This window comes from Sporichthya brevicatena (assembly GCF_039525035.1).
In the GTDB taxonomy this organism is placed as follows: domain Bacteria; phylum Actinomycetota; class Actinomycetes; order Sporichthyales; family Sporichthyaceae; genus Sporichthya; species Sporichthya brevicatena.
Window position 1 is genome coordinate 1 of the sequence record NZ_BAAAHE010000039.1, and the last position, 2,729, is coordinate 2,729.

At 67.7% G+C, this 2,729-nt stretch carries 2 protein-coding genes; one reads left to right on the plus strand and one right to left on the minus strand.

Features of this window, described 5'->3' with window-relative positions:
* Nucleotides 1-151 precede the first annotated feature (151 nt).
* Nucleotides 152-1,561 carry an aldehyde dehydrogenase family protein gene (locus ABD401_RS19350; protein WP_344607772.1) on the minus strand — a complete coding sequence of 470 codons (1,410 nt, stop codon included), beginning with the start codon at nucleotides 1,559-1,561 and terminating at the stop codon, nucleotides 152-154.
* A 145-nt stretch (nucleotides 1,562-1,706) separates the two neighbouring features.
* On the opposite strand from ABD401_RS19350, the gene ABD401_RS19355 reads away from it, so the two are divergent.
* Nucleotides 1,707-2,492, plus strand: a complete 786-nt coding sequence (locus ABD401_RS19355) for a maleylpyruvate isomerase family mycothiol-dependent enzyme (protein WP_344607774.1) — start codon at nucleotides 1,707-1,709, stop codon at nucleotides 2,490-2,492.
* Nucleotides 2,493-2,729: the final 237 nt, after the last annotated feature.

Consider the following 2,729-nt stretch of genomic DNA (forward strand, 5'->3'; position numbering starts at 1 on the left):
CGAACGCCTCGGTCAACCGCGCAAGCCCGCGACACCGACAGCCTCACGAAAGATCGAGGCTAGGCGCTTTTCACCCCCGAAAGCGCAGTACGCCACGTCCGAATGCAAAATCCGGGTGGCGTACTGCACTTTCGGGGAGGATGACGCCCCGTCAGGCGAGCTTGCGAAGGATCTTCTGGTCGCGCTCGCTGTACGGCGGGTACATCAGCTTGAGGTCGGGCTTGGTCGGCATCTTCAGCGTCGCCTTGCGGTGGCTGAAGGCCTCGTAACCCCACTTGCCGTGGTACGCGCCCATGCCGGAGTAGCCGACGCCGCCGAAGGGAAGCTGCGGCGCGAGGACGTGCATGGCGATGTGGTTGGCCACCGCACCACCGCAGGGGACCTCGCTGAACAGGCGCTCGATCTCGGACTTCGACTTGCTGAAGATGTAGGCCGCGAGCGGCTTCTCACCCTCGTTGATGATCGCGATCGCGTGGTCGAGGGAGTCGACGTCGATGATCGGCAGGATCGGGCCGAAGATCTCGCCCTGCATGACCGGTGCGGTGCGGTCCGGGTTCACCACCACGGTGGGCTCGATCGCGATCGAGGTCTCGTCCGCGTTGCCGCCGGTCTCGGGCTTGAGCCCCTTGAGCAGGCCGGTCAGCCGCTGGAACTGACGCTCGTTCACAACGCGCTGCTTCTCCGGCGCGCCGGCGCGCATGTCGGACATCGCCTTCTTGAGTTCCGCGGCGAACTCCTCGCGGACGCTCTTCTCGACCAGCAGGTAGTCCGGCGCGACGCAGGTCTGGCCCGAGTTGAGCAGCTTGCCGAAGGCGATGCGACGGGCGGCGACGCCGAGGTCGGCGTTCTTGGTGACGATGACCGGGCTCTTGCCGCCGAGCTCCAGGACGACCGGAGTCAGGTGCGGCGCGCACGCCTCGGCGATCTTGCGACCGATCTCGGTGCCACCGGTGAAGAAGACCAGGTCCATCTTCTGGTCGATCAGCTGCTGGGTGATCGCGGCGTCACCCTCCAGGACCGCGATCGCCTCCGAGTCGAGGTACTCGGGGATCAGGCGCGCCAGTACCGCGGAGGCGGCCGGGGCGTGCTCGGACGGCTTGACCACGCAGCAGTTGCCGGCGGCGACGGCGCCGATGAGCGGGCCGAGCGTCAGGTAGAAGGGATAGTTCCACGGCCCGATCACCAGGACGGTGCCGAGCGGCTCGTACCGGTACGAGGCCTTGCCCGGCATCAGGGCCAGGGGCACACCGGTGCGGGTCGGCTTCATCCACTTCTTCAGGTGCTTGAGCGCGTACTCGGCCTCACCGACCGTCGACGCGATGTCGCCGAACCACGTCTCGTGCGGCGTACGGCCGAGGTCGGAGGCCAGCGCCTCGGCGAGCTCGGACTCGCGCTCGGTGACCAGCCGGATGATGCCTTCGAGCTGACGCTTGCGCCACTCCAGCGGAAGCGTGCGGCCGGTGCGGTGCACGGCGCGAAGGCGCAGCACCGTGTCGGCGGCCAGCTGGGCGCCCGGGTCCGTCGTGGTGCTCTCGGTGGACCGGTCGGCGACTGAGGTCATGGGATAACCGTCCTGGATCTCGACTACGGCGTTAGTGATGGATAACTCTGGCGAATAATCCTATCCCGCACGAACGGCCCGCGGCTAGGTCCGATGTCCCTCGGACCCGTTGACGGGCAACGTGATTGGTCGTTAACGTTGCCGCATGGCACTGGATCGGGCTGCGGCCTTCAAGAACGACCGGGTTCACATCCTCAACCTGCTCCGCGACCTGCGCGAGGACGAGTGGGCGGCGCCGAGCAAGTGCGCCGGCTGGGCGGTCCGCGACGTGGTCTCCCACATGGGCGCGGCGTGTCACGGGACGTTCACTCCCTGGGTGCTCAAGCTTCTCGCGGGCAAGGACATCGAGGCGGCGAACAACCGCGACGCCGAGAAGCGTCGCTCGTGGGAGCCGGCCAAGCTCCTCCGCGAGTACGAGGTGTGGGGCAACCGGTGCGTGCCGGTGATGAAGGTCGTCCAGGCCCCCGGCGCGCGTTCGCTGCCGGTCCGCGTCGCCGAGGTCGGTGCCTACCCGGCGAAGCTGCTGACGAGCGCCTTCGTGTTCGACCACGGACTCCACGCCCGTTACGACATCGCCGCCGCCCTCGGCCGCACAATGACCGCGCCCGACGAGAACACCCTCGCCACCTCGATCGAGTGGATGATCGCCGGCCTCTCCCCCATGAGTGGCGACCGCCTGTCCTGGCTCTCCGCGCCGATCGAGTTCCGCCTCGTCGGCCCCGGCGGTGGGACGTGGACCATCGCCCCCGGCACGAAGCGCGCGAAGGTGACGGAGGGCCCGTCCTCCGGCGCCGCCGTCACGATCGAGGGCCCCGCCGCGACCTTCCCGATCTGGGGCACCGACCGCGAGCCCTGGCGCGAGGCCGGCGTCGCGATCAAGGGCGACGAGGAGATCGGCACCAAGTTCCTCGACACCAAGCGAATCATCTGACGCCGCGAACGACACCCTCCTCGAACCCACGAGGTCGGGCCAGAACTGTTCTGGCCCGACCTCTTGCGTTGCGGGGCGAACCGAGCTACTCTTCGAACATATGTTCTGCATATCTGCTTGAGTGCAGTAGCATTTGGTGCGTGAGCCAGGAGCGTCCCGTCGGTGGTGCCGATTACCCGCGGACGTGGCAGGAGTTCCGCGAGTGGTTTCCGGACGAAGGCGCCTGCGCGGATTATC

Excerpts from the sequence above, each read along its gene's own strand:
- ABD401_RS19350 (WP_344607772.1), bottom strand. The coding sequence starts at position 1,561 with ATGACCTCAGTCGCCGACCGGTCCACCGAGAGCACCACGACGGACCCG.
- ABD401_RS19355 (WP_344607774.1), top strand. The coding sequence starts at position 1,707 with ATGGCACTGGATCGGGCTGCGGCCTTCAAGAACGACCGGGTTCACATC.